This window comes from Nocardia sp. NPDC127526 (assembly GCF_042672265.1).
Taxonomy (GTDB): Bacteria; Actinomycetota; Actinomycetes; order Mycobacteriales; family Mycobacteriaceae; genus Nocardia.
In genome coordinates this window covers 302,323-323,566 of sequence record NZ_JBHXVO010000001.1, presented here as the reverse complement: position 1 = coordinate 323,566, position 21,244 = coordinate 302,323, and the positions used below count along the sequence as shown (strand labels likewise).

The 21,244-nt window shown below is 68.1% G+C and carries 22 protein-coding genes; 14 read left to right on the top strand and 8 right to left on the bottom strand.

Going from position 1 to position 21,244, the window contains the following annotated elements:
* Window positions 1-148: 148 nt before the first annotated feature.
* On the bottom strand, window positions 149-574 hold the full coding sequence (locus ACFVIV_RS01590; protein WP_379193105.1) for a cold-shock protein: 426 nt from the start codon (window positions 572-574) through the stop codon (window positions 149-151).
* Between the two features lie 187 nt (window positions 575-761).
* Here ACFVIV_RS01590 and ACFVIV_RS01585 point away from each other — a divergent pair, with 187 nt between their 5' ends.
* The 4 genes from ACFVIV_RS01585 (at window position 762) to ACFVIV_RS01570 (ending at window position 4,898) form a co-directional block, all read left to right on the top strand.
* Complete coding sequence (locus ACFVIV_RS01585) at window positions 762-992, top strand: hypothetical protein (protein ID WP_379192738.1); 231 nt, start codon at window positions 762-764, stop codon at window positions 990-992.
* A gap of 399 nt (window positions 993-1,391) precedes the next feature.
* Window positions 1,392-2,012 carry a transglycosylase family protein gene (locus ACFVIV_RS01580; RefSeq protein ID WP_379192736.1) on the top strand — a complete coding sequence of 207 codons (621 nt, stop codon included), beginning with the start codon at window positions 1,392-1,394 and terminating at the stop codon, window positions 2,010-2,012.
* Between the two features lie 158 nt (window positions 2,013-2,170).
* The gene (locus ACFVIV_RS01575; protein ID WP_379192734.1) at window positions 2,171-2,359 is read left to right on the top strand and encodes a hypothetical protein; all 189 of its coding nucleotides are present in this window, start codon (window positions 2,171-2,173) and stop codon (window positions 2,357-2,359) included.
* Between the two features lie 184 nt (window positions 2,360-2,543).
* The gene (locus ACFVIV_RS01570) at window positions 2,544-4,898 is read left to right on the top strand and encodes a helicase-associated domain-containing protein (RefSeq protein ID WP_379192732.1); all 2,355 of its coding nucleotides are present in this window, start codon (window positions 2,544-2,546) and stop codon (window positions 4,896-4,898) included.
* An 81-nt stretch (window positions 4,899-4,979) separates the two neighbouring features.
* Here the strand turns inward: ACFVIV_RS01570 and ACFVIV_RS01565 are convergent, their stop codons facing one another.
* Window positions 4,980-5,510: a hypothetical protein gene (locus ACFVIV_RS01565; RefSeq protein ID WP_379192730.1), complete on the bottom strand. Its 531-nt coding sequence runs from the start codon at window positions 5,508-5,510 to the stop codon at window positions 4,980-4,982.
* Between the two features lie 303 nt (window positions 5,511-5,813).
* Complete coding sequence (locus ACFVIV_RS01560) at window positions 5,814-7,253, bottom strand: cellulase family glycosylhydrolase (RefSeq protein ID WP_379192728.1); 1,440 nt, start codon at window positions 7,251-7,253, stop codon at window positions 5,814-5,816.
* Window positions 7,254-7,438: 185 nt separating this feature from the next.
* Between ACFVIV_RS01560 and ACFVIV_RS01555 the strand changes: the two genes are divergently transcribed.
* From ACFVIV_RS01555 to ACFVIV_RS01540, 4 genes are all read left to right on the top strand, one after another.
* Window positions 7,439-9,097, top strand: a complete 1,659-nt coding sequence (locus tag ACFVIV_RS01555) for a DNA repair helicase XPB (RefSeq protein ID WP_379192726.1) — start codon at window positions 7,439-7,441, stop codon at window positions 9,095-9,097.
* A 41-nt stretch (window positions 9,098-9,138) separates the two neighbouring features.
* Window positions 9,139-9,816 (top strand): DUF3239 domain-containing protein, encoded by a 678-nt coding sequence (locus ACFVIV_RS01550; protein ID WP_379192724.1) that lies wholly within the window; start codon window positions 9,139-9,141, stop codon window positions 9,814-9,816.
* A gap of 57 nt (window positions 9,817-9,873) precedes the next feature.
* On the top strand, window positions 9,874-10,512 hold the full coding sequence (locus tag ACFVIV_RS01545) for a LysE family translocator (protein ID WP_379192722.1): 639 nt from the start codon (window positions 9,874-9,876) through the stop codon (window positions 10,510-10,512).
* A 61-nt stretch (window positions 10,513-10,573) separates the two neighbouring features.
* The gene (locus ACFVIV_RS01540; protein WP_379192720.1) at window positions 10,574-11,980 is read left to right on the top strand and encodes a M1 family metallopeptidase; all 1,407 of its coding nucleotides are present in this window, start codon (window positions 10,574-10,576) and stop codon (window positions 11,978-11,980) included.
* Between the two features lie 4 nt (window positions 11,981-11,984).
* Here the strand turns inward: ACFVIV_RS01540 and ACFVIV_RS01535 are convergent, their stop codons facing one another.
* Together ACFVIV_RS01535 and ACFVIV_RS01530 are read right to left on the bottom strand one after the other, a co-directional pair.
* Entirely contained in the window at window positions 11,985-12,629 is a 645-nt protein-coding gene (locus ACFVIV_RS01535; RefSeq protein WP_379192718.1) for a LysE family translocator, read from the bottom strand.
* A 195-nt stretch (window positions 12,630-12,824) separates the two neighbouring features.
* The gene (locus tag ACFVIV_RS01530) at window positions 12,825-14,012 is read right to left on the bottom strand and encodes a pyridoxal phosphate-dependent aminotransferase (protein ID WP_379192716.1); all 1,188 of its coding nucleotides are present in this window, start codon (window positions 14,010-14,012) and stop codon (window positions 12,825-12,827) included.
* 172 nt (window positions 14,013-14,184) lie between these two features.
* On the opposite strand from ACFVIV_RS01530, the gene ACFVIV_RS01525 reads away from it, so the two are divergent.
* On the top strand, window positions 14,185-14,403 hold the full coding sequence (locus ACFVIV_RS01525; RefSeq protein WP_379192714.1) for a hypothetical protein: 219 nt from the start codon (window positions 14,185-14,187) through the stop codon (window positions 14,401-14,403).
* An 18-nt stretch (window positions 14,404-14,421) separates the two neighbouring features.
* Here ACFVIV_RS01525 and sigJ read toward each other — a convergent pair whose 3' ends face one another.
* On the bottom strand, window positions 14,422-15,342 hold the full coding sequence (sigJ, locus tag ACFVIV_RS01520; protein ID WP_379192712.1) for an RNA polymerase sigma factor SigJ: 921 nt from the start codon (window positions 15,340-15,342) through the stop codon (window positions 14,422-14,424).
* 92 nt (window positions 15,343-15,434) lie between these two features.
* Here sigJ and ACFVIV_RS01515 point away from each other — a divergent pair, with 92 nt between their 5' ends.
* Window positions 15,435-16,016, top strand: coding sequence for a GNAT family N-acetyltransferase (locus tag ACFVIV_RS01515; protein ID WP_379192710.1), 582 nt, complete (start codon window positions 15,435-15,437; stop codon window positions 16,014-16,016).
* 11 nt (window positions 16,017-16,027) lie between these two features.
* A complete protein-coding gene (locus tag ACFVIV_RS01510) occupies window positions 16,028-16,567 on the top strand; it encodes an SAM-dependent methyltransferase (RefSeq protein ID WP_379192708.1) in 540 nt (179 codons plus the stop codon).
* A 196-nt stretch (window positions 16,568-16,763) separates the two neighbouring features.
* On the opposite strand, the gene ACFVIV_RS01505 is transcribed toward ACFVIV_RS01510, so the two are convergent.
* Entirely contained in the window at window positions 16,764-17,858 is a 1,095-nt protein-coding gene (locus tag ACFVIV_RS01505) for a 3-deoxy-7-phosphoheptulonate synthase (RefSeq protein WP_379192706.1), read from the bottom strand.
* Between the two features lie 404 nt (window positions 17,859-18,262).
* On the opposite strand from ACFVIV_RS01505, the gene ACFVIV_RS01500 reads away from it, so the two are divergent.
* On the top strand, window positions 18,263-19,318 hold the full coding sequence (locus tag ACFVIV_RS01500; protein ID WP_379192704.1) for a WD40 repeat domain-containing protein: 1,056 nt from the start codon (window positions 18,263-18,265) through the stop codon (window positions 19,316-19,318).
* 9 nt (window positions 19,319-19,327) lie between these two features.
* Here ACFVIV_RS01500 and ACFVIV_RS01495 read toward each other — a convergent pair whose 3' ends face one another.
* A complete protein-coding gene (locus ACFVIV_RS01495; protein WP_379192702.1) occupies window positions 19,328-20,212 on the bottom strand; it encodes an oxidoreductase in 885 nt (294 codons plus the stop codon).
* Between the two features lie 158 nt (window positions 20,213-20,370).
* Between ACFVIV_RS01495 and ACFVIV_RS01490 the strand changes: the two genes are divergently transcribed.
* Window positions 20,371-20,535, top strand: a complete 165-nt coding sequence (locus ACFVIV_RS01490) for a DUF5993 family protein (protein WP_379192700.1) — start codon at window positions 20,371-20,373, stop codon at window positions 20,533-20,535.
* Complete coding sequence (locus tag ACFVIV_RS01485; RefSeq protein WP_379192698.1) at window positions 20,529-21,200, top strand: disulfide bond formation protein B; 672 nt, start codon at window positions 20,529-20,531, stop codon at window positions 21,198-21,200. Before ACFVIV_RS01490 ends, ACFVIV_RS01485 begins: the two co-directional genes overlap by 7 nt.
* Window positions 21,201-21,244: the final 44 nt, after the last annotated feature.

The following is a 21,244-nucleotide window of genomic DNA, read 5'->3' as shown; positions in this document are numbered from 1 at the left end:
GGCTACCGGCCATGTGGGTTATAGGCCGCCCGCGGCTTGGTGGTTTCGTACTCCGTTATAAACCAAAGGGCCCCGGGCGACAAAAGCCCGCCGGGGCCCACTGTTTGTGGGAGAAGAGATGGGGGCTAAGCCCCCAAACCCCCTTAGCTCAGTGGTCGAGTTCTCGCGCTACACCGCGGACGACCTCCGCGATCCTTTGCGCCATCTTGCGGTCGGGGTACTTGCCCCGGCGCAGGTCCGGCTGCACCTTGGTTTCCAGCAGCGTGATCATGTCCTCGATCAAGCCGTGCAGCTCGTCGGGTTCCTTACGCGTGACCGGGGTTTCGCTCTTGCTCCCGCGCCGCTCGCCGCCGCGCTCATTGCGCAGCGAGGGGGTCTCGAGGAGTTTGAGGCTCAGCGCCTGCGGCCCGCGCCGCCCGGCCGCCATGCCGAATTCCACGCGCTGCCCCGGCTTGAGCGCTTCCACACCCGCGGGCAGCGCCGACGATCGAACGTAGACGTCCTCACCCTCATCCTGGGAAAGGAAGCCGAAGCCCTTTTCGACGTCGTACCACTTCACCTTGCCGGTCGGCACTGCGCTCACCCGTTCGTTGTTTCGATGCCCGGGCCTTGCCGGGCACAGTCGTGGTTGTCGGACGTGCAAGTCCGCCAACCGTTCCGTTTGCGAAAAGAACGCGCCCCACACAGCTATGCAGGACGCGATTGTCATCGAGTCTACCCCGGTGTGAATAGCGCGAGCACATCAGTTTTACGGTCTACAGGTGTCCGACACATCCCCGAAGCAGCCGCCGCGCAGGTCCGGGAGCTGGCTGCTGAATGTCGCAATGGTCTTGTTCGCAACGGGATTGCTGGCGATTGTCGCAATCTTCGGCATCGGAATCCTGACCGATTCGGATCCGGGGCTGTGGCTGTATCTGCTCGCCATGGCCGCGCCGCTCGGGTTTCTGCTGGCGATCGTGTTCGCCCTGTGGTCCGGCCGACGCGCACGCTGACACGCCCGAATTCCCCTTCTGTTACTCGCGTACACATGTGATCTTCGTCACATAACAGAATGGTCACAGCGCGGTGACAGACCCCTATCGGCCGGGACTCGCCGTGACCACCAGCAAAGACGTGAAGCGGAACACCTTGCGCCGGTTGGTGACCCGGACAGACACGGCGGTTACCAAATGGTGATTTTTCGCGGCGACCGTCGTAAGGTCTCTCACCAGCCGGGTCACCCCGGCGCCACCGGCCCGCCGCACCGAATCTCGCCCCGCGGGTACGGACCCCCAACTGGAACGAGGGGCGAGAGCGAGGGATAGCGCGCAACAGCGCGCCGGGCCGGACGACCTCTCAGTTCGACCCCGGTAGTCGGCCTCGCAGGCGCGTACGAGAGGAACGACCCGAACATGAGTGGACGCCATCGCAAGCCGAGTAACACCGGCCGCACCGTCGCCAAGGTCGCCCTGACCGGAGCGATCGTCGGCGGAGCCGGAGTGGCCCTGGCCGGAAACGCCAGCGCGGCACCCGACTCCGACTGGGATCGCCTCGCTCAGTGTGAAGCCGGCGGCAACTGGCAGATCAATACCGGCAACGGATACCAGGGCGGCCTGCAGTTCTCGCCGAGCACCTGGATCTCCCACGGCGGCGGCGAATTCGCCCCCACCGCCAACCAGGCCAGCCGCGAAGAACAGATCGTCATCGCCGAGAAGGTGCTCGCCACCCAGGGCTGGGGCGCGTGGCCGTCCTGCTCCTCGAGCCTCGGCCTCTCCAGCGGCCCCACCGAGCGCACCGCGCCGGCTCCGGAGACCCCGCGCTGGAACCCGAACCCGGGCGGCCAGCAGCAGGCCGCCGACGGCACCCAGGAGGTCTTCCAGGCCGTCGACCGCGCCGTCGAGATCGCCCAGCAGCAGGGTGTGAACATCCCCCAGCCGGTGCTCGACTTCCTGAACGCCACCAAGGCCGGCGGCCAGCTCGACCCGAACATCGTGAACTTCTACCAGGCGAACAAGGGCCTGCTGCCCAGCTAGAACCCCGCGTTCGCGTATCCAGACGCCCCGCATCAATGGCGATGCGGGGCGTTTGCATTTGTGCCGGACCGGGTTTGCCGCCGGAACGCCGTGCGAACCGGCTAACTTCGGGGGTGCCGGAAGGGGCGTTGCCGAACCGGTCATGCCAGAATGAGCCCGTGGTGAACAAAACGAAGAAGCCCTATGTCGACAATGGCTGGCCCGAGGTCAGCGATGGCGAGCACGCCGTCACCGAGCTGTCGTCGACCCGCTCCGGCAACCTCTCCCCCTACGGTGAGGACACCGAGTTCCCGCTTCCGGTCGATCAGCTGCCCTACGTGCACCCGCGCACGGTCATCAACCGCTGATACGCCTCTCGAACCGACACCATGCGGTCGATGGCGCGGCCTTCTGTGCAGCGGCCGCCGCGCACCCGGCTCTCGTCGCCGCGGCGGCCGCTGAACCGCGTCCCATCCCGCCATCTCGCCGTGCCCGGGGCCCGATTACGCGGGCGCCGGGACGGACGGCACGCTCCAGCCTGGATCGGATGAAGTGACCGATACCCCCGCGAAGGCCACCGGTAAGTCCGCCAAATCCGCGAAGGCCGCCCAGCGGGCCGCGGCCGCGGCCGAACTCACCCTGCCGGAATGGCTGTCGGCCCGCGGCGACGACGAGCTCGTCACGCTGCTGCAGCTGCGCCCCGATCTGGCTGTTCCGCTGCCCTCCGCCATGGCGGTGCTGGCCGCCCGCACCGAGCAGCGGGCCTCGGTGCTGCGCGCCACCGACGAGCTGGACACCCTCGACTTCGCCGTCATCGAAACCCTTGTGGTGCAAGGGGCCGCCGACGGCCGCCAGGCGGAACCGGTCCCGCGCACCCGGTTACACGAACTGCTCGGCGATCGCGTGGCCGCGACGGCCATCGACGCGGCCGTGGACAAGCTGCGCGAGCGCGCCCTGGTCTGGGGGCCGGATGCGGGCCTGCGCCTGACCGCCGCCGCGCAGGAGGCGCTGCCGTGGCCGCTCGGCAGCACCACCGAACTGCCCGACGCGCTCACCGAACCCGAGATCACCGCCGCCCTGGGCGAACTCACCCAGCAGGAGCGCGGGCTGCTGGAGAAGCTGGCCACCACCGGTCCGCGCGGCCGCACGCGCGACGCCGCGCCCGGCACCCCCGACGATCGGCCGGTGCAGCGGCTGCTGCATCGGCGGCTGCTGAACTGGATCGACGAGGAGACGGTGGAGCTGCCCGTCTCGGTCGGGCAGGTGCTGCGCGGGGAACCGGTCACCGATCCGCACGCCTTGACGCCGCCGCAGCCGAACCAGACCAAGCACGCGCCCGCCGATGTGAATGCCGCCGCCGCGGGCGAGGTGGGAGAACTGTTGCGGCACAGCGCCGCCGTGCTGGAGGTGCTCGGGCAGACGCCCGCTCCCGCCCTGCGCTCGGGCGGGCTGGGCGTGCGCGAGATCCGCCGCGTCGCCAAACAGACCGGTATCGACGAGAATCGCGTCGGCCTGCTCGCCGAGGTCCTGGCGGCGGCCCGGCTGCTGGACAAGGGTTCCCCCGAACCATTGCCCGAACCGGACAGCGCCGACGACTACTGGGCGCCGACCACCACCGCCGACGCCTGGCTGGCGGTCGTCCCGCCGCACCGCTGGGCCGTTCTCGCCCACGCCTGGCTGGAGCTGGACCGCTTCCCGTGGATGATCGGCCTGCGCGACGCCAATGACAAACCCCTGGCGGCGCTGTCGGCCGAACTCCGCGTGGTGCACGCCGTCCGCGACCGCCGCGCCATTCTCGGCCTGCTGGCCGAATTCCCCACCGGCACCGCCCTCTCCGCCGCCGATCTGGGCCGCGTCCTGGCCTGGCGGCAGCCGCGCTGGCGGCGGCACTACCGCCTGGAGGCGGTGGAGCGCACCCTGGCCGAAGCCGAGGCGCTGGGCCTGATCGCGCGCGGCGCGGTCACCTCCGCCGGCCGCGCGCTGCTGCACGGCAGCCCCGAGGACGCCGAATCGGAGATGGCCACGGCGCTGCCCGAGCCGGTGGACCACGTTCTCGTGCAAGCGGATCTGACGGTCATCGCCCCCGGCCCGCTCACCCCCGACCTGGAGGATCGCGTCGCGCTCGTCGCGGATGTCGAATCCGCGGGCGCCGCAACGGTTTACCGCATCAGCGAGACCTCGGTCCGGCGCGCCCTGGACGCCGGCGCGACGGCCGCCGAGCTACACAACCTCTTCACCACGCACTCGCGCACCCCGGTCCCCCAGTCGCTCACCTATCTGATCGACGATGTGGCCCGCCGCCACGGCCGCCTGCGCGCCGGAATGGCCCAATCCTTCGTCCGCAGTGAGGATCCCACCCTGCTGGCCGAGGTCCTGGCCGCCCCCGTGGCGGGCGAACTGGCGCTGCGGGCGGTGGCGCCCACCGTGGCCATTTCCCAGGCTCCTCTGGGCGAGGTCCTCGAACGGTTGCGAGCCGCCGGTTTCAGCCCCGCGGGCGAGGATTCCTCCGGCGCCATCGTGGACCTGCGCGCCCGCGGCGCCCGCATCTCCGCCCGCCAGCAGCCCAAGCCCAACTGGCGGCCGAACCCGCCCAGCACCGAACAGCTGCAGTCCCTGGTCGCCGAACTCCGCGCCGGCGAGCGCGCCGCCACCGCCCGCCCCGGCCAGGCGGTGCGCAGCGACGGCAGTCGCACCACCACGGCCGCGACCTTGAACCTGCTGCAATTGGCGGCGCGCACCCGCCGCCCGGTCCACATCGGCTATGTCGACGCCTCGGGCATCGCCACCCAGCGGGTGGTGGAACCGCTGAAGGTCGGCAGCGGCCAATTGGACGCCCTGGATCCGGTCACCGGCGCGATCCGGCACTTCACCCTGCACCGGATCGCATCGGTGGCCCTGGTCGAATAGACGCGCAATAGAAGAGGGGCGCGGCTCTGCGAGCCGCGCCCCTTTCCAATTCGGGGTTCGAGGGCGTGCCCCCGGGATGTTTCAGCTCTTGGGGCTGCTCAAGCAGAAAGTGGTCTTCGGCTCCGGAACGACGCGGAAGCCGATGGCCGTGGTCGCGTCGCACAGGAATTCATCGGCCTGGCCGTCGATGCGCTTGGCCACCTTGAAGGAAGCCTCGGGCGCGGTGCAATCCACGAACTTGTAGCCGGTGGACGACGATTCGTTGTAGCAGGCGCCTTCTTTGAAATTGGGCGTCAGGCACAGGAATGCGGTGGTGCCGCCATTGAGGGTCTCCTCGTAGGAGGTCTGCTCCTCCTTGCAGTCGGTCTTGGTGTCGTACACCGAGACCACCTGGTAGACCGCCTTCTCGTTGGCGCAGTCGACCGGTTCGGTCTTGGAATCGACCGTCGACCCCTCGATGACGTTGATGCAGTCGCCGACCTTCGCCTTGGCGGTATCGGATTTGCTGGCGTCCTCGATCATGGAACACCCGGTCACGGCCAGCGCGGCCACGGCCATCGCCACGAGGGCGATCACGAGGCGCGCGATCGCCCTCGTCCCTGTGAACTTCACCTGCGAAAACCTTTCTCACCGAACAGTTCACGGCTGCCGTGAACGCGGTGAGGATACCCGTGGGTGACCGGCGACCGCATCAGCGCGGCGAATGATCTCAGATCATCGACAGGCCGCGCATACCCAGGATGGAGTAGTTGAGGATGGCCGGCAGCAGGCTGTTGAGGAGCTGGAGGCTGAAGACTGTCACGGTGTTCCCTTCCGATCTGGGCGCTCGTCCAGATACGTGCGCTGCACACTGTAGTCGCTCCGCCCCCGGCTGGCGTTACATAAGGGAAATCTAAGGGCATCAACAACTTTCGGTTAAACGCGCGCAATGGACACACTCACCGCCGCCGTGGTATCGGCCTCGATCGTCACCACCCGGGCCCCCGCCGGGGAGGTGACGCGACCGCCCTCGACCCGGACTCGATAGCCCTGCGGATAGTGCAGATCGGACACATAGATCTCGGTCGCCGCACCGCCCGGCAGCGGGGTGTACCGATAGCTGAAATCCCCGGTAGCCGGATCGAAACTCATGCGCTCCGGCGTACCGGCGGTGGCCCGCGGATAGGTGCGCACCAGCTGCCGCCCGATATCGCCGAGGAAGGGATCCGGCCGCGGCCCGCCGGCCCCGAAGCGCGACGAATAGTGCCAGTACTGCCAGCCGATGAACCGCTCGTCGGCCCGGGTCAGCGTATTGCTCAGCACATCCGGATCGCCGTCGCCGAATTCGGTGATCAGCGTCGGCAGATGTGTCCTCTTCGCGAAGGCGTCGATATTCGACCAGGTCTTGTCGTGCTGCACCGGGCACAGTCCGCGCAGGAATTCGGGCAGCCCCAGATAGATCGCCAGTTGACTCGGAATGCAGTAATCGTGCGGCGCGAACGCGATACCCGGCGCGGTGATGGGCGGATTCTTGCCGAGATTGGTCGGCATGGTCTCGTTCCAGGTCACATTCGGCTCCCAGAAGACATTGATGTCGCCATTGCGCCCGCGTACCGCATCGGTCAGCTTCTGCATGGCCGCCTGATATTTGGCGTCGAATCCCGGGCACCCGTTGGGGAAGCAGCTCAGAAAGGCGGTTCCGGGCCACGGCTCGTTCATGAGCTCGATGCCCAGCACCCCGGCCCGCCCGTTCAGCCTCGCCGCGAGCGCGCCCAGCGCCTCGCCGAGGTGGTCGAGCACGCCGTAACTGTTGTTCCACACCTCGTCCCAGCCCTTGTTCATGCTGGGCATCAGGTAGTACAGCGGGAACGACGGATTCGGCTCCAGCGCCCCGGGCCGCGCCCGGATCGACCATTCGGGAAAGCCGTTGCCGCCCCAGATCTTCGACAGCCCGTCCTGATGATGGTCGAGCAGGGTGTGAATCCCGTACCGCGCCAAGGTGTCCACAACGCCGACCACTCGATCGATGTACGCGGTGTCGATAACGCCCCGGCTGGGCATGAGCCCGTCGAAGGAGACGCCCAGCCGCACGGTATTGAATCCGTGCCCGGCCAGCAGCGCCGCATCGTCCGCGGTGAGGGTGAAACCGTCGCCGAGTTCGACGTACGGGGCGTCCTTGTCCACATTGTTGATCCCGTGCAACAGCACGACCCGCCCGTGCTCGTCCACGAACCGATCGCCCTCGATCCGCACCGATCCGGCCCCGGCGGGTTCGGCCCGCACGGTCGGCGCGGTCACGGTCAACACACCTGCCAGCACCGCCGCGACAGCGCACGCCGCCGCACGCGCAATGGCTCTGCCTGGGAATTTGCGCATACTCATCCCTGTTCAATCAATCGAATCAAGCCAAAATGGACAATCGTCCAAGATGTGTGATCGTAGCCACGGGAATTCGGGGCTTGACGGTTTTCGCGGAAATGCCCGTCACCGCGCTGTCGGTGCCGTCAGGAAGAATGGACGACGGTCCGGCGGGGACGGGCCCAGACAAGCCAGGAGGTGCCGTGACCGACGGTCCGCTGATCGTGCAGAGTGACAAGACCCTGCTGCTGGAGGTCGACCACGAGTCGGCCGATGCGGCGCGCCAGGCCATCGCGCCGTTCGCGGAGCTGGAGCGTGCGCCCGAGCACGTGCACACCTACCGCATCACGCCGCTGGCGCTGTGGAACGCGCGCGCGGCCGGGCACGACGCCGAGCAGGTCGTCGACGCGCTGGTCACCTATTCGCGCTATGCCGTCCCGCAGCCGCTGCTGGTGGACATTGTCGACACCATGGCCCGGTACGGGCGGTTGCAGCTGGTGAAGCATCCGGCGCACGGGCTCACGCTGGTGAGCCTGGACCGGGCGGTGCTGGAGGAGGTGCTCCGGCACAAGAAGATCGCCCCGATGCTGGGCGCCCGCCTGGACGACGACACCGTCATGGTGCATCCCTCCGAGCGCGGCCGCATCAAGCAGATGCTGCTGAAGATCGGCTGGCCGGCCGAGGACCTCGCGGGGTACGTGGACGGCGAGGCGCATCCCATCGAGCTGGACTACACCGACGACAAGTGGCATCTGCGCGACTATCAGGAGATGGCCGCCGATTCCTTCTGGGCCGGCGGGTCCGGCGTGGTGGTGCTGCCCTGCGGCGCGGGCAAGACCATGGTCGGCGCGGCGGCCATGGCCAAGGCCAAGGCGACCACGCTCATCCTGGTCACCAATACCGTGGCCGGGCGGCAGTGGCGGCGGGAGCTGCTGGCGCGCACCTCGCTCACCGAGGACGAGATCGGCGAATACTCCGGCGAGCGCAAGGAGATCCGGCCGGTCACCATTGCCACCTATCAGGTGATCACGCGAAAGACCAAGGGCGAGTACCGGCATCTGGAGCTGTTCGACAGTCGCGACTGGGGCCTGGTCATCTACGACGAGGTGCATCTGCTGCCCGCGCCGGTCTTCCGCATGACCGCGGATCTGCAGTCCCGGCGGCGACTGGGCTTGACGGCGACCCTGGTTCGCGAGGACGGGCGCGAGGGCGATGTGTTCTCGCTCATCGGCCCCAAGCGCTATGACGCGCCGTGGAAGGACATCGAGGCACAGGGCTGGATCGCGCCGGCCGACTGCGTCGAGGTGCGGGTGACGCTCACCGACGCCGAGCGCATGGCCTATGCGGTGGCCGAGCCCGAGGAGCGCTACAAGCTGTGCTCCACCGCGCGCACCAAACTGCCTGTGGTGGAATCCATCCTGGCCCAGCACAAGGATGCGCCGAGCCTGGTCATCGGCGCGTATCTGGATCAGCTCGACGAGCTCGGCGAGCATCTGAACGCGCCCGTCATCCAGGGCTCCACCCGCACCAAGGAGCGCGAGGAGCTCTTCGATGCCTTCCGGCGCGGGGAAATTCCGGTGCTGGTGGTCAGCAAGGTCGCCAATTTCTCCATCGATCTTCCGGAAGCGTCTGTGGCCGTCCAGGTTTCGGGCACCTTCGGATCCCGTCAGGAGGAAGCCCAACGCCTGGGCCGGCTGCTGCGGCCGAAACACGATGGCGGTCAGGCTCACTTCTATTCGGTGGTCGCACGTGACACGCTGGACGCCGAATACGCCGCACATCGGCAGCGTTTCCTGGCGGAGCAGGGGTATGCCTATCGCATCACCGATGCGGACGACCTGTTGGGGCCGACGATAGGATAAATGGAGGACGATCCTCCGAAAGAGGGCGGGAGGGAACGCACGTGCGGCGCTTCGAATTCGCGGTGGACCGTGAGCATGCCAGGGCGGTCAACGAAATCGTCGCCGATCTGCGCCGGTTGCGGGTGCTGGCCCTCGCCGCCGCCGGGCTGTTCGGCGTCGGCACCGGATACCTGATCTGGCTCAACCACCCCTGGTCGTATCTGCTGGCGGTGGCCTTCGCCCTGGGCGCGGCCACGGCGCTGTTCATCGGCCTGTGGACGCCGCATCGCGGTCGCGTGGACAAGCTGTACACCGTGGGCGAGCTGGTGCCCGCGGTGGTGTCGGAGACCAGTGACAAGGCCACCACGCTGCTGGCGCTGGTGGATCTGGCCAAGCCGAATTCCGACGGCCCGCGCTATGCGCTGGTGACCCGGACCGTGCGCACGCTGCCCGGCCATCACGGCCGGCCCGGGGAGCGGGTGCCGGCGGTGACCGTCCGCATCGACCGGGCGCCGACGTCGATGGGCGATCTGCGGCAGACCGTCAGCGCCATACCGATCGCCTGGGCCACCCGCGATCTGAACATTATCGAGCGGGCCCGCAAGGCCATTCGCGAGGTGGAGTGGCAGCTGCTCACCGACAATCTGGAGCTGGCCGCCAAGGTCCGGCGGGTGGACGCCAAGCGGCTGCTGCTGGATCCGCAGCAGTTGCCGGACGAACTACGCAGCTACGCGACCTGAGGCCCGGCGGCGGGAAAAAGGCGGGACATTGTTCGAACTCGCTCGTACGCTGGGGCGATGATCCCTGCCGCGAATCTGGTGGCGTTCCTCGTCGCCGCCACCATCCTCATCGTGATTCCGGGTCCCGGTGTGCTTTTCGTGATCGGCCGGGCGCTGGCGTCCGGGCGGCGCGCGGCGCTGCTGTCGGTGCTGGGCCATTCCGTCGGCGTGCTCGTCATCCTGCTGCTCACGGTCATCGGGCTCGGCGCGGTGCTGGCGGCCTCGGCGGTGGCGCTCACCGTGGTCAAGTTCGTGGGCGCGCTGTACCTCATCTACCTGGGGATCCAGTCCATCCGGGAGCGCAAGTCGCTGCGCGAGGCGTGGGAGTCGCGGACCGAGCCGCCGCAGGATCGCCGCATGCTGAAGCAGGCCTTCCTGGTGGGCATCAGCAATCCGAAGGCCATTATCTTCTTCGCCGCGGTGCTGCCGCAGTTCGTGGATCCGGCCAGCGGGGCGGTGCCGCTGCAACTGCTGATCCTGGGCCTGGTGTTCCTGCTGATCGCGCTGGTGTCCGACAGCGCGTGGGGCCTGGCGGCCGGGCTGGCGCGCGATTGGTTCGCACGCTCGCCCAAGCGCCTGGAGGCGGTCGGCGGCGCGGGCGGCGTCATGATCATCGGACTGGGCGCCAGCGTGGCCGTGTCGGGCACCAGTCACTGACGCGCCGGACGGCTAGCATCGGCAAATGGGGGAAATACGCCGAAAGGGGCGCCCGGAACGCATGAGGTCTGGCTGGTGGCGGTACCCGGTGGCGGGAGCGGCGCTGCTCTTGGCGGTGAGTGCGGCACCCGCGCAGGCGGATTCGACCGACCCGTTCACGGGCGCGGCCGGCCTCGGCGACCCGTACTACCCGCTCGACGGCAATGGCGGCTACGACGCCCGGCACTACGACGTCACCATTGCCTATGACCCGCCCGCGCGGCACCTGACCGGGGCGGCCGAGGTCGACGCCGTGGCCACCCAGCCGTTGCGCACCTTCAACCTCGATTTCAGCGGACCCGAGGTGTCGAAGGTGACGGTGAACAACCTGCCCGCCTGGTTCGAGCGCACCGATGAGCACGAGCTGGTGATCACCCCGCTGCTGCCGCTGCTGCCGGGCCTGCCGTTCCGGGTGCGGGTGGAGTACGCGGGCCCGGTCACCGATACCGAGGGCGAGGGCTGGGTGCTCTCGCCCAGCGGCGGCGCTTTCGTTGCGGGCGAACCGCATTCGGCCACCAGCTGGTATCCGCTCAACGACACGCCTTTGGACAAGGCCACTTTCACCCTGCACGCGTCGGTGCCGCAGGAGTGGGAGGTGATGTCGAACGGGGTGCCCATGCGCAATGTGGTGCTCGACGGCATGCGGCACACCGATTGGGAGATGCGCCAGCCCATCATCGGCTACCTCACCACCATCGCCATCGACAAGTTCGAATTCCTGGATCAGCGGCGCGCCAATGGAACTCCGCTGCTGAGCGCCTTCGCCCCGCAGGCGCTGGACGCCAAGGAGATGGAGCTGCGGCTGCCGGAGATCCTGGACTTCGCCGAGGAGCTGTACGGCCCGTATCCATTCGATGTGGCGGGCGGCATCTATGTGGATTCGGAACTGGAGTTCTCCCTGGAGACGCAGTCCCGGCCCATCTACGCGCCGTGGACCGAGCTCGACACCGTGGTGCACGAGATCGCGCACCAGTGGTGGGGCGATTCCATGTCGATCGAGCAGTGGTCCGACATCTGCCTGAACGAATGCTTCGCCTCCTACACCGCCGACTACCTGTGGAAGGAACGCAAAGAGGGCGTCAACGTCGACGACCAGTACCGCGAAACCCTCACGAAGTTCCTCGACAAGCCCAAGTTCTGGGAAGTGAAGCTGGACAACCCCGGCGTCGGCTTCGAATTCACCTCGGTCTACTACCGCGGCCCGCTCTTCCTGCACGCCCTGCGCCACACGCTCGGCGACGAGGTCTTCTTCCCGGCAATCCGCGAATTCGTCGAGTCACACAAGTACGGCAACGCTTCCATGGCCGACTTCCGGAAATTCCTGCAGTCCAAGGCCACTCAGGACCTGACCGGCTTCCTCGCAGCCTGGCTCGACACCGAGGAACCACCCGCCGAGCAGTACCTCTACCCCGGCGCGCTGCACGCCTAGCCCGTCAGGCCGCCACCGGCCGCGCCTTGTCCGTGGCCACCAGCGCGGCCATGGCACCGAGCACCGATCCGGTGACATAGCGCTGCGCCCGCAGCCAGAGCGGCCGTCCCGCAAGGAAACCGGCAACAGTGCCCGCCCCGAACACGATGAGCGAATTCACCGTGAGCGCGATGACGATCTGCACCGCTCCCAGCGCCAGACTCTGCAACCACACCTGCCCGTGATCGGGCGCGACGAACTGCGGAATGAGCGCCATGTACATGATGGCGATCTTCGGATTCAGCAGATTGGTCACCAGCCCCATGGTGAACAGCCGCCGGGTGGGATCGGCGGGCAACTCGGTGGGCGTGAAGGCCGAAACCCCACCCGGCCGCAACACCTTCCAGGCAAGCCACCCGAGATAGGCGGCACCGGCCAGTTTCAGAGCCAGGTACAGCGCGGGCACCATGGCGAACACCGCCGTGATCCCAGCCGTCGCCGCGGCCAGATACACCGCGAACCCGACGGCCACCCCGGACAGCGACACCATCCCCGCCCGCCGCCCCTGCGACACGGTGCGCGACACCAGATACATCATGTTCGGCCCGGGCGTCAGCACCATCCCCAGCGCCGCCGCCGCCACTCCGAGCACCGCCGTCGTCTCGATCATGCCTTCGATCGTGGCCGACCCCGCGCACCCCTGTCGCGGTCCAGTCGACAGCCGCTGGCCTGCAGCCCCCACCCCCAGCCGCTAATCCGAAACGACGCCGACCGGGAACTGGTGGCGGCGGCTACTCGCGAAATGCCGCCACCAGTTCCCGGTGATCGACTGTCCAACTGCGGATCTCACCGCGGGTGCCGGGTTTCAGTGCGGGGAGGCGGCGATCTGACCGGCGCGGAGGCGGCGGACGCCCTCGGCGATGGTTTCTTCCTTCTTGCAGAAGGTGAAGCGGACCAGGCGGTTCCAGGCGGCCTTGTCGTCGGCGAAGACGCTGACGGGGACGGCGGCTACGCCGAGGCGTTCGGGGAGTTCGCGGCAGAAGGCGTAGGCGTCGGTGGCGCCGAGGGGGGTGATGTCGGCGCAGACGAAATAGGTGCCGTCGCTGCGTTTTACGGCGAAGCCGGCTTCGGCGAGGGCGGCGGAGAGGCGGAGGCGTTTTTCGGAGAGGGTGTCGCGGAGGGCCGCCACCCATTGCTGTTCGTTGTCGAGGGCGTGGGCTACGGCGGGCTGGAAGGGGCCGCCGCCTACGAAGGTGAGGAACTGTTTGGCGGCGAGGACGGCGTCCAGGAGGGGGGCGGGGGCGCAGGCCCAGCCGATTTTCCAGCCGGTGACGCTGAAGGTTTTGGCGGCGCTGGAGATGGTGACGGTGCGTTCGAACATGCCGGGGAGGGTGGACAGGCTGATGTGTTCGTGGCCGTCGAAGGCGAGGTGTTCGTAGGCCTCGTCGGCCATGACGTACAGGTCGTGTTCGATGGCGAGTTCGGCGATGGCGGTGAGGTCGGCGCGGGAGAGCACGGCGCCGGTGGGGTTGTGCGGCGAGTTCACCAGCAGCAGGCGGGTTTTGGGGGTGATGGCGGCGCGCAGGCTGTCCAGGTCGAGGGCGAAGCCGTCGCCGTCGGGGACCAGGCGGGCGGTGCGGCGCTGTGCGCCGGCGAGGGCGATGGCGGCGGCGTAGGAGTCGTAGTAGGGCTCGATGAGGACCACTTCGTCACCGGGTTCGGCCAGGCCGAGGATGGTGGCGGCAATGGCCTCGGTGGCGCCTACGGTGACCAGCACCTGGCTGTCCGGGTCATAGGTGACGCCGTAGCGGCGGGCGCGGTCGGCGGCGATGGCCTGGCGCAGCACCGGCATGCCGCGGCCGGGCGGGTACTGGTTGAGGCCGTCGGCAATGGCCTGGCGGGCGACCTCGAGCATGCCGGCGGGGCCGTCGGAGTCCGGGAAGCCCTGGCCGAGATTGACCGCACCGTGGCGGACGGCGAGTTCGGTCATTTCCGCGAAGATCGTCGACGCGAAGGGACGCAGGCGGGCGACGGTGGGGATGTGCGACGGCATGTCCGGAGGATAGTCCACCGGCGGAAATGGTTGCGACATCATAGCGAACATCTATGTTTCACATTTGAATTACCCGCTCTACCAGGCTCATTGCGCATTGCCCGACAGGCAGCTAGCCTGCCGGTGTTTTATCTCACACCGTTATCCGCGGTTTTCGCGAAAGGGGCGAACAATGCCCTCGTTCATAGACCTGTTGCTGCATCCAGCGCTCGCGGTCGATTTCGTTCATCAGCTCGCCGTGCAATTCGTCGCCGACACCGGCTTCGGCTCCAGCTTCCCGCCCTCGGGCTCGGGCACCGGCTCGGGCATCGGCAACTGCGTGCCGACCGGCTCGGTCACCTTCTCCGGCGGCATGGAGTGCGGAACCGGTTCCGGCGTCACCTATCCCTGATCCATCCGGGCCAGATGGTCAGTGCGGCAGCCGGATTCCGCTCAGCTTCGCCGGATTGACCAGATCGTAGATGCCCCAGACCTTGCCCTCGTGCACGGTGAACCCGTACACCCGCATCGGATTGCCGGGATAGCCGTGCTCGGGGGCACGTTCGTGTACCAGCACCCCCAATTGCCCGTTGACGAGCACGAATTCGAATCCGGACGCCCGCTCCGGCACATCGAAGCCCAGCTTGGTCCGCAGCCCCAGCCACAGCCGGGCGTTCTTCTCCGGTCCGGCCACCACATTGATGGCCGTGGAGGTGGTGCCATTGGCATCGCCGACCGTGTGCACCTCCGGATGCAGCAGTGCCACAACGGCATCCACATCACCGGAGTTCAGCGCCGCCAGCAGCTGCCCCACCACGGCGGCGTGCTCCTCGTCCGGCACCGGGTCCGGCGTCCGGGCGAAGGCCTTGCGCGCCCGCGCGGCCAGCTGACGGGCCGCCTCGGTGGAGATGTCGAGAATGTCGGCGATCTCGTCGTAGGGCACGGCGAAACCCTCGTGCAGCACGAAGGCGACACGCTGCGGCGGAGTGAGCGTGTCCAGCACGACCAGGGCGGCGAAGCGCGCGTCCTGCTTGCGCACCACCGCCGCCAGCGGATCGGGGCTGCTGGACGGCAGGGCCGAGGTGACAATGGGCTCCGGGAGCCATTGCCCCACATACTTTTCCCGCCGCACCGCGGCGCTGCGCAGCCGGTCCAGGCAGATGCGGCCGACCACGGTGGTGAGCCAGGCGCGCAGATCCTCGATCTCGTGCTGGCGCGCCACGGCCAGGCGCAGCCAGCTCTCCTGGACCGCGTCCTCGGCATCGGTCACGCTGCCGGTCAGCCGATAGGCCACGGAGAGCAGATGCGGCCGATGTGATTCGAACAAGTCGGCGAGAAGAGCGGCAACCATCGGATCGATCCTACGGCCGGGCCCCGGACCGCCCACACCGGACCCGGACAAACACGATGCGCCGCCGCACCGTTCCGTGACAGCATGACTCGATGGACCCGCAAGCGCTCTGGAACGACGCCATCCGGCTGTCGCCGCCGACGGTGCACGATATCGACACCATCACCGCGTGCTGCCAGGAACCGTCGATCGGGCGGTGGACCACCATGCCGGTCCCCTATCAGCGCGCCGACGCCGAGAAATTCGTCTACGACATCGTCACCGCCGGCTGGGCCGGGCGCAGCCCCACCTGGGCCCTGCGCCTGGGCGAAGGAGCGCCGGTGGTCGGCATGATCGGCCTGGGCCCCAGCGAAACCCGCCGCGACGATGCGTCATCGGAGATCGGCTTCTGGATGTCGCCCGCCGTGCGCGGCCGCGGCCTCATGACCCAGGCGGTGAACCTGGTCTGCCGGGCCGCCTTCGATCCCGCCTGGCTGGGCCTGGAACGCATCGAATGGCGCGCCATCGCCGGCAATCACGCCTCGGCCGCGGTGGCCCGCCGCGCCGGATTCCACTACGAGGGCCTGCTCCGCGGCGGCTGCGTGCAGCGCGGCGTGCGCCGCGACAGCTGGATCGCCGGGCGTCTGTTCACCGATCCGCCGGGACCCGCCACGGATTGGCCCGCCGGCGTGTAAGGAAGGGACGCATGGCAAGCGAAGCCCGCTTCGACTGGATCGTCGCGACCATGGAGGTGCGCCCCGCCGACCACATCCTCGAAATAGGCGCGGGCACCAGCCCTTCCGTGGCCCATCTCGCGGCGGTGCTCACCAGCGGGCGGGTCACCGCCATCGACCGCTCCGCCACCGCCGTCGCCCGCTCCGCGAAACGCCATGCCGCCCTGATCGATTCGGGCAGGCTGCGACTGCTCCCGATCGCGCTGGAAGACCTGCGCCCCGCGGACGTGCTGAGCGAGGCCGTTCCGGCCTTCGACAAGATCCTGGCCGTCAATGTGAACCTCTTCTGGACCCGCAGCCCGGCAACCGAACTCGCTCTGATCCGTCAGCTGCTCTCCCCCGGCGGTTCCCTCTACCTCACCTACGGCTACGGCGATCCGGACGGCGCGGACACCAGCCCGAAACCCTTGCCAGGCAAACTGTCCGGCCACCTGCAAGCCGCCGGATTCGACGCCCACGCCGTCTCCTCCGGCGACCTCCTGTGTGTCATCGCCACCCCGCGCGCGCACTGAGTGCTCACCGCACCACCGTCATTCCGCCGCGCAGTCATCGTCATTCCGCCGCGCAGTCATCGTCATTCCGGCGCGCAGTCATCGTCATTCCGGCGCGCAGTCATCGTCATTCCGGCGCGCTTTTGGCCGGAATCCACCGTTCTGCAGTGGATCCCGGCCAAAAGCATGCCGGGATGACGAGGGGCTTCCGTCCCTTTCAGTTGCTGCCGGCGCGACGGCGGGCGACGGCGTCGGCGAGCCGGTCGAGCTGCGCGGCGGTGGTGTCCCAGTCCAGGCAGGCGTCGGTGATGGACTGCCCGTAGGTCAGATCCTCCGAGTGCCCGAGGGTCAGATCCTGGCGGCCGCCGACCAGGAAGCTCTCCATCATGAGACCGACCACCGTGTTCTCGCCCTGCGCGATGCGCTCGGCGATATCGGTCACCACCAGGGCCTGCTTGGTGTGATCCTTGTTGGAGTTGCCGTGGCTGGCGTCCACCACCAGGCGCTGTGCCAGCGCCGACTTCTCCAGGCGGAGCAGGGCTTCCGCGCAGGAGGCGGCGTCGTAGTTGGTGCCGTTGCTGCCGCCGCGCAGGATCACGTGGCAGTCCGGGTTGCCCGCGGTGCGGATGAGCGCCGAGCGCCCGTCGAGATCGGTGCCGGGGAACACGTGGCTGGCCGCCGCGGCGCGCACGCCGTCCACCGCGACCTGCACATCGCCGTCGGTGCCGTTCTTGATGCCCACCGGCATGGACAGCGCCGAGGACAGCTGGCGATGCACCTGGCTGGCCGCGGTCCGCGCGCCGATGGCGCCGTAGGAGACCAGGTCCGCGATGTACTGCGGGGTGATCGGATCGAGGAATTCGCACGCCACCGGCAGACCCAGCCCGGTGATGTCGACCAGCAGCCGGCGGCCGAGATCCAGGCCGGTGTTGATATCGAAGCTGCCGTCCAGGTGCGGGTCGTTGATCAGGCCCTTCCACCCCAGCGTGGTGCGCGGCTTCTCGAAGTAAACGCGCATGACCACGTGCAGCCGATCGGAGACCTCGGCGGCCTTGACCGCGAGCCGGCGCGCGTACTCCATGGCGGCCTCGGTGTCGTGCACCGAGCACGGGCCGACGATCACCATGAGGCGGTCGTCATCGCCATTGAGCACGTCGACGGTGGCCTTGCGCCCGGCACGCACGGTCTCGGCGAGCAGATCGTTGATCGGATGGGAGGCGCGCACCTCACGCGGCGAGCGCAACGGGCTCACGCTGAGAGTGCGCTGGTCGTCGAGGTCGGCATGCGAGTCGAGATCGGCGGCGAGGGTCATGATCGTGGGTTCCTTTTCTCAGGCCGGCCCACGGGTGAGAGCTTCGGAAATCCCTCGGAGCCGGTCTTGTAATCCGGCTCGGGGTGGAAGAAGTCAGCGCAGGTTCACGCCGCTCGACCCACCCGGGGCCGGCTGGCTAAACCAGAAATACGCGCGCTGCATGCCCGGGACAGTACCAGAAATGACGAATCGTGCGTGTGGGCGCCGACACATTTTGGAATGTCGTCTCACTATCCGGGATAGAGGTCCACTCATCGGACACTCGCGCACTGCCCGGAAACACCGTCGCGTCCACGAAATTCACGCTACTGCGGCAGCGCGCCCGGGTGGGTTCGCAAGTCCGCGCGATAGACCTAGATCACACCCCGCGGTTGCGTTCCCGGATCCGGACGCGATCATTTCGCATGAGTACCGATACCAATGAGCAAGACACCGAACCGGTTTCACGCCGACGGGGGAAACCGGCGGTGATCATCGGCGGGATGGCGCTGATCCTGATCGTGGCGGCCGCCGTGGCAGTCGCCCTGCTCCGCACCGGCGACAAGGCAAACGACCTTCCGGCGTTCGCGCCGTTCACCTATCGCGGCCACGGTGACGTGGTGTTGTCTGTCGGCTGGTCACCGGACGGCAAGCACATCGCCTCCGGCTCGCAGAACGGAACGCTGCATGTCTACGACGCGACCAGCGGCGAGCCGGTAGTCGAGTGCGAGAAGTTCCCATCGTTCGTCAGGTCGCTGGACTGGTCGCCCGACAGCACGCGAGTGGCGGCCGCGGATACCAAAGGAACACTCCGCATCTGCGATGCCAACACCGGGGAGACCACTGTCGCCATGACGCCGGGTGCCTCCGCCACCGCCGTCTGGGCGATCGACTGGTCCCCGGATGGCAAGCGACTCGCGGTAGGCACCGCGGGCGGCAAGATGCTGCTGCTGGACGCTGCCACGTTGCAACAGGACCGCGTTTACGAGGGCCATCGGAACATCGTGTCGGCGGTGGCCTGGTCACCGGATGGCACCCGGATCGCCTCTGGCGGTGGCGGCGCGACGGTGCTCGGTTCGAGCTCGGTACAGATCTGGGACGTAACCGGCGGTTCGACGGCAACGGCCGTGTTCAACGGCGCCCTCAGGGTGGACGCGGTCGCGTGGTCACCCGACGGCAGGCGGGTCGCCGCCGACACCGGCCCCAATGGCGACATCGAGATCATCGATGTCACAACGGGCAAGGTGGAGATGACCTTCGAGCCGGACATCCCCGAAACGGCTGCCCTCGCCTGGTCCCCGGACGGCACACGCATCGCGATCGCCGGCCGCGACGGCACAGAGGTGCGCGGCCCGACCGGCGAAAAGGTCTTCACCTATTCCGGTCAGAGGTTGCCGAGCTCGCTGGCTTGGGCGCCGGACAGCATCCATGTGGCGTCCAGCGGCTACGACCACACCGTCCAGGTGTGGCGGGTTGGCTGACGGCCGCCGCTAGCGGCGGTTGAAGGAGTAGCTGACCTTGGTCAGCTGCTCCGACAGCTCCCACAGGCGGCGGGCGGTCACCTCGTCGCGGGAGGCGGCGGTGGAGCCGCTGGGGCCGGGGTAGCCGCGCTGGCCCATGAAGCCGGTGGGGCCGTAGAAGCGGCCGGGCGCCACGTCGGGGGAGATGGCGGCGAACAGGGTTGGCAGGGCGCCCATTTCGGCGCTCTGGGCGAAGACCTTGTTGCCGATGGCCATCAGCTTGTCCTGGATGGACTCGGTGTGCGATTGCAGGTCGGTGGCGGCGTAGCCGGGGTGGGCGGCCAGGGACAGCTTGTCCGAGCCGGAAGCGGTCAGGCGGCGCTGGAGTTCGTAGGCGAACATCAGGTTGGCCAGTTTGGACTGGCCGTAGGCGGCCCAGCGCTGGTAGCGGCGGCGCTCCCAGTTCAGGTCGTGCAGATCGATCTTGCCGATGGAGTGCAGGCCACTGGACAGGGTGACGATGCGCTCGCGGACCTTGGGCAGCAGCAGGCCGGTCAGCGCGAAATGGCCGAGATGGTTTGTGCCGATCTGCATTTCGAAGCCGTCGGCGGTGCGCCCGAGCGGGACCGCCATGACGCCGGCATTGTTGATCAGCACGTCCACCGAGTCGATGGAGTCGGCGAATTCGTGCACCGAGGCCAGATCGGCGAGATCGAGGCGGCGCACCTGCGCGCCCGCGCCGATGGCATCGGCCACCGACCGCGCCTTCACCTCGTTGCGGCAGGCCATGATCACCTGCGCGCCCTTGCCGGCCAATGCCCGCGCGGTGACCGCACCGAGGCCGCTGTTGGCGCCGGTGACGACGAACGTCCGGCCGCTCTGATCGGGGATGTCCGAGATGTCCCAACCGCTCACGCGATCGAGTCTAGGTGGGGATGCGGCAGACCGCTGAGCCTCTTTTCGAACCCCTAATTGCTCTCGAATTGCCATTGCCCGCGAACCGGGTCTGGCCGACGGCGTGTCAAACCCGACATCGATGGCGTCGACCAGGTGAAGCTGTAGCGTCCGCGACTATGGACACGCTCATACTCGCGGGTTTGCTGTGCGTTCTGTATCTCATCTACAAGCAGAGTCCCCGCCGCACCATCCTGTGGGGCTGGTGGATCGCGTTCTTCGCCGTGTGCGCGCTGTTGAAGTACCACATCACCAGCGGCCTCGGCCTGGGTCTGACATGGTGACCGCCACCCCGGCCGAGCGCACCGGCGCCACGGAGGACGGCGGCGGCCCGCTGGGGCAGTTGCAGTACTGGCTCGCCGTCATCTTCATCATCGGCTGGACGGGCGTGGTCTGCGGCGGACTCGGCGTGCAATTCCTCACCTGGGACTATCCGTGCCCGCTGTGCATGATCCAGCGCTACTTCATGTTCCTGGCCGCGCTGGGCGGGGTGTACATCGTGCGCAAGGGCATGACCGGATCCATCGCGCCGCGCGATTACGCGGTCGGCTGGGGCCTGGCGATCGTGGGCTGCTTCGGCGGCGGGTTCGCCGCCTGGCGGCAGACCATGCTGCACATCCTGCCCGGCGATCCGGGCTATGGCGGGGCGGTGCTCGGCTTGCACCTGTATGTGTGGGCGCTGATCCTGTTCGTGGCGGCGATCACGACAATCGGTGTGGTGCTGGTGTTCTCGTACCCGACCGCGCACACCAGGATCCCGGACACCCCGCATCACCTGATCGGCAAGCTGGCGATCGGGTTCTGCGCGTTGATCATCGTGGTGAATCTGGTCGCGGTGTTCTTCCTGGAGGGCTTCCACTGGGTGCTGCCCGACGATCCGGCCTGCTACCAGCTGCTGCACGATCTCGGCATTCTCGATGGCGGCTGCATGCTGCCCAAGGATCACTGATCCGGTACGCCCAGGTCCCCGTGCCCTGCGAAAAGGGCACGGGG

What these genes read in the sequence shown, in the direction of transcription:
- ACFVIV_RS01560 (WP_379192728.1), bottom strand. Translation starts at nt 7,253, where the DNA reads ATGCGCAAATTCCCAGGCAGAGCCATTGCGCGTGCGGCGGCGTGCGCT.
- ACFVIV_RS01545 (WP_379192722.1), top strand. Translation starts at nt 9,874, where the DNA reads ATGATCCCTGCCGCGAATCTGGTGGCGTTCCTCGTCGCCGCCACCATC.
- ACFVIV_RS01510 (WP_379192708.1), top strand. Translation starts at nt 16,028, where the DNA reads ATGGCAAGCGAAGCCCGCTTCGACTGGATCGTCGCGACCATGGAGGTG.
- ACFVIV_RS01515 (WP_379192710.1), top strand. Translation starts at nt 15,435, where the DNA reads ATGGACCCGCAAGCGCTCTGGAACGACGCCATCCGGCTGTCGCCGCCG.
- sigJ (WP_379192712.1), bottom strand. Translation starts at nt 15,342, where the DNA reads ATGGTTGCCGCTCTTCTCGCCGACTTGTTCGAATCACATCGGCCGCAT.
- ACFVIV_RS01535 (WP_379192718.1), bottom strand. Translation starts at nt 12,629, where the DNA reads ATGATCGAGACGACGGCGGTGCTCGGAGTGGCGGCGGCGGCGCTGGGG.
- ACFVIV_RS01505 (WP_379192706.1), bottom strand. Translation starts at nt 17,858, where the DNA reads ATGACCCTCGCCGCCGATCTCGACTCGCATGCCGACCTCGACGACCAG.
- ACFVIV_RS01490 (WP_379192700.1), top strand. Translation starts at nt 20,371, where the DNA reads ATGGACACGCTCATACTCGCGGGTTTGCTGTGCGTTCTGTATCTCATC.
- ACFVIV_RS01530 (WP_379192716.1), bottom strand. Translation starts at nt 14,012, where the DNA reads ATGCCGTCGCACATCCCCACCGTCGCCCGCCTGCGTCCCTTCGCGTCG.
- ACFVIV_RS01500 (WP_379192704.1), top strand. Translation starts at nt 18,263, where the DNA reads ATGAGTACCGATACCAATGAGCAAGACACCGAACCGGTTTCACGCCGA.
- ACFVIV_RS01580 (WP_379192736.1), top strand. Translation starts at nt 1,392, where the DNA reads ATGAGTGGACGCCATCGCAAGCCGAGTAACACCGGCCGCACCGTCGCC.
- ACFVIV_RS01485 (WP_379192698.1), top strand. Translation starts at nt 20,529, where the DNA reads ATGGTGACCGCCACCCCGGCCGAGCGCACCGGCGCCACGGAGGACGGC.
- ACFVIV_RS01540 (WP_379192720.1), top strand. Translation starts at nt 10,574, where the DNA reads ATGAGGTCTGGCTGGTGGCGGTACCCGGTGGCGGGAGCGGCGCTGCTC.
- ACFVIV_RS01525 (WP_379192714.1), top strand. Translation starts at nt 14,185, where the DNA reads ATGCCCTCGTTCATAGACCTGTTGCTGCATCCAGCGCTCGCGGTCGAT.